4 protein-coding genes are annotated in these 6,377 nt (G+C 43.6%); all 4 read left to right on the top strand.

The window, feature by feature from the left end; all coding sequences use genetic code 11:
- The first annotated feature begins 29 nt into the window (after positions 1–29).
- The 4 genes from asnS (at position 30) to QZ158_RS07300 (ending at position 6,277) form a co-directional block, all read left to right on the top strand.
- Positions 30–1,376, top strand: a complete 1,347-nt coding sequence (asnS, locus tag QZ158_RS07315; RefSeq protein WP_293887148.1) for an asparagine--tRNA ligase — start codon at positions 30–32, stop codon at positions 1,374–1,376.
- 118 nt (positions 1,377–1,494) lie between these two features.
- Positions 1,495–2,694, top strand: a complete 1,200-nt coding sequence (locus tag QZ158_RS07310; protein WP_293887144.1) for an MFS transporter — start codon at positions 1,495–1,497, stop codon at positions 2,692–2,694.
- A 116-nt stretch (positions 2,695–2,810) separates the two neighbouring features.
- Positions 2,811–4,547, top strand: a complete 1,737-nt coding sequence (locus QZ158_RS07305) for an ABC transporter ATP-binding protein (protein WP_293887146.1) — start codon at positions 2,811–2,813, stop codon at positions 4,545–4,547.
- Complete coding sequence (locus tag QZ158_RS07300; RefSeq protein WP_293887142.1) at positions 4,544–6,277, top strand: ABC transporter ATP-binding protein; 1,734 nt, start codon at positions 4,544–4,546, stop codon at positions 6,275–6,277. Before QZ158_RS07305 ends, QZ158_RS07300 begins: the two co-directional genes overlap by 4 nt.
- The last annotated feature ends 100 nt before the right edge of the window (positions 6,278–6,377 follow it).

Here is a 6,377-nt window from a genome sequence, read left to right as displayed (position 1 = left end):
GGACAAGTACAATGAGAAAAGGAAGATGTATTATGACAAAACGGATTACCATCATCGAAGTAAAAGACTATGTCGGTCAAGAAGTGACCATCGGTGCTTGGGTGGCGAATAAATCAGGAAAAGGGAAGATCGCATTCTTGCAATTGCGTGACGGAACGGCCTTCTTCCAAGGTGTTGCTTTCAAACCAAACTTTATCGAAAAATTCGGCGAAGAAGTAGGTCTTGGAAAATTTGATACTATCAAACGTCTAAGCCAAGAAACATCTGTTTTCGTGACAGGGATTGTCAAAGAAGACGAGCGTTCTAAATTTGGTTACGAGCTCGATATTATAGACATCGAAGTGATCGGTGAATCTCAAGATTACCCAATCACTCCAAAAGAACATGGAACAGACTTCTTGATGGACAACCGTCACTTGTGGCTTCGTTCACGCAAACAAGTAGCTGTCATGCAAATCCGTAATGCGATCATCTATGCAACTTATGAGTTCTTTGATAAGAATGGCTTCATGAAGTTTGATAGCCCAATTCTTTCAGGAAATGCGGCAGAAGATTCAACTGAACTGTTTGAAACTGACTACTTTGGAACACCAGCTTACTTGAGTCAATCTGGTCAGCTTTATCTTGAAGCAGGTGCTATGGCTCTAGGTCGCGTCTTTGACTTTGGTCCAGTATTCCGTGCAGAGAAATCTAAGACTCGTCGTCACTTGACTGAGTTCTGGATGATGGATGCTGAGTACTCATACTTGACACATGATGAGTCACTTGACTTGCAAGAAGCTTATGTTAAAGCTTTGCTTCAAGGTGTGTTGGACCGTGCTCCTCAAGCCTTGGAAACATTGGAACGTGATACGGAACTTTTGAAACGCTACATTGCTGAGCCATTCAAACGCATTACTTACGATGAAGCGATTGATCTCTTGCAAGAGCACGAAAACGATGAAGATGCGGACTACGAACATCTTGAACATGGTGATGACTTCGGTTCACCACACGAAACATGGATTTCAAACCACTTTGGTGTACCAACCTTTGTGATCAACTATCCATCAGATATCAAGGCCTTCTACATGAAACCAGTTCCTGGTAACCCAGATCGCGTGCTTTGTGCAGACTTGCTTGCACCAGAAGGCTACGGAGAAATCATTGGTGGTTCAATGCGTGAGGAAGACTACGATGCGCTTGTAGCGAAGATGGAATCACTTGGTATGGATCGTACAGAGTATGAATTCTACCTTGACCTTCGTAAATACGGTACAGTCCCACACGGTGGATTTGGTATCGGTATCGAGCGTATGGTAACCTTCGCAGCTGGTACAAAACACATCCGTGAAGCCATTCCATTCCCACGTATGTTGCACCGTATCAAACCTTAATAACTATAAAAACGCCAATTGGCGTTTTTACATTAAATGAAAGAGGTGGAGAAAATGTAGGCAACTCTCAGTAAGTCTTTTAGAAACAATCATATTACATATTGAAAGAGAGAAAACAATGTTTAAAAGAACTTACAAAGGCAATATTCCACTCCTAGCAGGACTGGAATTTACATCTTATTTTGGAATTACCAGTTTTTGGATTTTATTCTTCATTCAAAATGGACTTTCCTTGCTTCAAATCGGTCTATTAGAGAGTATCTTTCATGGGACCAGCCTCTTGTGTGAGATCCCATCTGGTATGTTGGCAGATCGCATTAGCTACAAGACCAATCTCTATTTGGCTCGTTTGGCCAGCATTGGATCCTCTATCTTGATCTTGTTTGGTCAGGGGAATTTTTGGATCTATGCGCTTGCTATGATGGTCAGTGCTTGGTCTTATAATTTTGACTCGGGAACTAGCACCGCTTTCTTATACGATTCTGCGGTAGAAGCAGGGCAAAAGGACCGGTATCTTCAGATTTCTAGCTTTTTGTCTGGCGTGGCCGAAGTCACCCGAACTTTGGGTACCGTTGTGGCAGGCTTCTTTGTTCATGGCGCATTGGCCTGGACCTACCTAATTGCTATTGGTCTTTCCTTGCTTTCCATAGTCTTGATTTTTCTGATGAAGGAACCAGAGAGCAAGAGTGCTGAAAGAAATCATTTGACCTTAAAACGGATATTGGTGGTAGTGAAAAAAGAATGGCAGGAGAAACCAGTACTCTTTTACTGGATGCTCACCTATCAGTTACTAGGAACCATCATGTGTATGTTTTATTTTTACTACCAACAGAAAATCAGTGACTTAGCCAGTTGGCAAGTTTCGCTCATCATGTTGATTGGTAGTGGATTCAATCTCCTAGCGGTTTATCTGGCCAGTCAAATCGGGAAAAAATGGAATAGTAATCAAGTCTTTCCAATCCTAGTGGCGCTGACAGGTTTGGCCTTGCTTTTGGTAGCTTTCAAGACTCCATTCGCCTATCTGAGTGTCTATCTCTTGACCAATGCACTATACGCAGTTTATCAACCCATTTACTACAATGATTTACAAACTTATCTGCCTTCTAGTGTACGAGCAACCATGCTGAGTATCAATTCCATGATGTTTAGTCTTTCCATGATCGTGATCTTCCCACTGACTGGTTGGTTGATTGATACTAGTGGATTTGTAGCTGTTTTTCTTGTACTAGGTCTGATAACACTCCTTTCTTTCCCTCTCTTAGTGGTTGGATTAGGGAAAATGGGCAAGATCTTAAACAAGGGGACAAAGACGGAATAAAATTGCTGACCTTCATCAGGTCATTATTCGACTCTCTCTGCTTTGCAGGGAGAGTTTTTTTATCTTTCTAAATTGTGGTAAAATAAATACATCCTTTAGAAAGAAAAATGACTAGTATGAAAGACTTATTGAAATACTTCAGGAATTATAAAAAAGAAACCATACTGGGACCGTTTTTCAAGTTGTTAGAAGCAACTTTTGAATTACTGGTTCCACTTTTAATTGCCCATCTGGTCGATCAGCTCATCCCCCGTCAGGATCAAGGGGGGATATTTGGACTGGTTGGTCTCTTATTTGTTTTTGCTGGTTTTGGGGTTCTTGTAGCGATAACGGCCCAGTATTATTCGTCAAAAGCAGCGGTAGGTTATACCAAGGAATTGACCAATGACCTATATGAGAAGATTCTTAGCTTGTCTAAGGAGCAAAGAGACCGCTTAACCACCTCAAGTCTCGTGACGCGCTTAACCAGTGATACTTATCAGATTCAAACGGGGATTAATCTATTTTTACGTCTATTTCTCCGTGCGCCGATTGTCGTTTTCGGATCGATTTTTATGGCCTTCACTATTAGTCCGCAACTAACCTTATGGTTTATTGGTATGGTTGCTCTCTTGTCCCTCATCATTGTCCTTATGTCTCGGTTGGTCAATCCTCTTTATGCACGCATCAGGAAAATTACAGACCGAATGGTCACCATTACGCGTCAGCAGTTACAAGGGATGAGGGTTATCCGCGCCTTTGGGCAGGCAGCTAACGAAGAAGCAGAGTTTAATGAGGTTAACCAAGACTATACGAAGTGGCAATTAGTGGTCTCTAAATGGTCTAGTTTAATCGGTCCCTTGACTTTCCTCGTCGTGAATGGAACCTTGATTTGTATTCTTTGGCAAGGGCAATCCTCTATTCAAATGGGGACCCTCAGTCAAGGAATGTTGGTCGCTTTGGTCAATTACCTGCTTCAAATCTTAACAGAATTATTGAAGCTGGCCATGTTGGTGACATCGCTCAACCAAAGCTATATTGCTGCTGGTCGGATAGTCCAGGTCTTTGATGAGAAAAGTGAAGAGCTGGATCAAGAGTTGGATGATGTATCTGTTTCTGACCCTCAACTGGCGCTACAGATCCAAGACCTTGTCTTTACCTATCCTTTAGCCGCAAAACCATCCTTAGAAGGGATTCACTTATCCCTGAACAAGGGCCAAACCTTGGGAATTATTGGAGGGACAGGAGCTGGGAAGTCGACTCTGGTTCAATTGCTATGGCATCTTTATGGCCCAAGTCAGGGTAGTGTAAGTGTCTTTAAAGATGGACATAGTCCCAAGACCCTTGGTCAGTGGCGTGACTGGGTAGCAGTAGTTCCTCAAAAAGCAGAACTCTTTAAAGGAAGTATTCGTTCCAATCTAACGCTGGGATTAAATGAGGAAGCGAATGAAGAGCAGTTGTGGTGGGCCTTGGGAGTTGCGCAAGCAGCTGATTTCGTCCGTGAGAAAGAGGGAGGACTAGAGGCTCCCGTAGAAGCTTTTGGACGGAATTTTTCCGGTGGTCAACGTCAACGTTTGACCATAGCACGTGCTATCCTTCGCCAAGCTCCATTTTTGGTATTGAATGATTCTACATCTGCCTTGGACTATTTGACAGAAGCACGACTTTTACAGGCTCTAAAAGAGGAATTGACGGAGACAAGCCTCATTCTCATTTCGCAGCGGACCAATAGTCTACGAAGTGCTGAGCAAATTCTCGTCTTAGATAAAGGTCGTCAAGTCGGCCTAGGAAGTCATGAGGACTTGGTGGCAACGAATACTTTATACCAAGAGATTCATTACTCCCAACAGAAGAGAGAGGAGAGGGCAGAATGAAACAGAAGACTTATTTACGGCGCTTGCTTGCTGATATAGCCAAACAGCCCATTTGGCTAATCATAGCAAGTCTGGGAACCATCTTACAAGTCTTGTTGACCGTCTATATCCCTATCCTAATCGGGCGGGCAATAGACTTAGTGATCCTCCCTGATGCAGCTCACCCCATACTCCCACTTATCCTGCAAATGGGTCTAGTGATCCTCTTTGCAACGCTGATCCAATGGTTGAATCCTTTAATCTACAATCAGATGATCTATTGCTACAGTAAGGACTTAAGGGAGAAGGTCATCCAGAAAGTGTATATTCTTCCTTTATCTTACCTGGATCGTCAAGGTACTGGGGATTTGGTCAGTCGCTTGACCACGGACGTTGAACAACTGAACAATGGTTTATTCATGGTCTTCAGTCAGTTCTTTGTTGGTCTTCTTACGATTCTAGTGACCATAGCTAGTATGGCCCGATTGGATTGGATGATGATGGGGATGGTCTTGATCTTGACACCCTTATCACTCTTTATCGCCCGCTTTATTGCCAAGCGTTCTTACCATCTCTTCAGGATGCAGACCCAGGCGCGTGGGGCTCAGACGCAGATGATTGAAGAATCTCTCAGTCAAGAAAGCTTGCTTCAAGCCTTCAATGCTCAGGATGCATTTCATAGGAAGTTTATCGAGATCAATGGCGACTATGCTGCTTGCTCTCAAGAAGCGATTTTTTACTCCTCCACCGTTAATCCTGCGACGCGCTTTGTCAATGCCCTAATCTATGCGCTTGTGACGGGATTTGGTGCCTTCCGTATCCTATCTGGAACTGGCTTTACTGTTGGTCAGTTGGTGACCTTTCTCAACTATGTCAATCAGTATACTAAACCCTTCAATGACATCTCCTCCGTACTTGCTGAACTGCAAAGCGCCTTAGCTTGTGCAGAGCGCCTCTATAGTATCCTAGACCAGGAGGAAGTGAAAGAAAGTGGCAAGAGAGACTTGCAAGAAGACGCTGTAGAAGGAGCTGTCCAATTTGATCATGTCAGCTTTGGTTATCGCCCTGATCAGACCCTCATAAAGGATCTTTCCATTTCCATCCCGCCGGCTAGTAAGGTAGCTATTGTTGGTCCAACTGGGGCTGGGAAATCTACATTAATTAACCTTCTCATGCGCTACTATGATGTGGATCAAGGTCGCCTGTTCTTAGACCAAGTACCTGTAAGTGACTATAGTCTTGCTAGCTACCGCAAGCAGTTTGGAATGGTGCTCCAAGAGACTTGGCTCAAAGTTGGGACCGTACATGAGAATATCGCCTTTGGTCGACCAGATGCTAGTCGGGAAGAAGTTGTTCAAGCAGCAAAAGCTGCCAATGCTGATTTCTTTATTCAACAGCTTCCAGATGGCTATGATACCTATCTAGCAGATGCTGGAGACTCCCTCTCTCAAGGACAAAGACAGCTTCTGACAATCGCTCGGGTCTTTCTTGCAGTGCCTAAGATTCTGATTTTAGACGAGGCGACCTCTTCTATTGACACGCGGACAGAGTTGCTCATTCAGGATGCCTTTCATAAGCTAATGGTGGGTCGGACCAGCTTTGTGATTGCCCATCGCCTGTCTACAATTGAAAATGCGGATCTCATCCTAGTTATGGTAGATGGAAATATTGTCGAACATGGGAATCATACGGAGTTGATGGCTCAAAGAGGTGTATATTACAAAATGCAAACTGTCCAACTTTCGAATTAGTAAGACAAAACAAGACTGGATGGTAATCCAGTCTTGTCAGATTGAAGATAAAGTCTTCCGAAAAACTTTCCTTAGGTGAGTGCGGACGTCAGCGAACTTC

Origin of the sequence: Streptococcus sp. A12 (assembly GCF_905372335.1) — a bacterium.
Lineage (GTDB): Bacteria > Bacillota > Bacilli > Lactobacillales > Streptococcaceae > Streptococcus.
The sequence above is the reverse complement of the archived record's forward strand: the minus strand, read 5'-3'. Positions and strand labels throughout refer to the sequence as shown.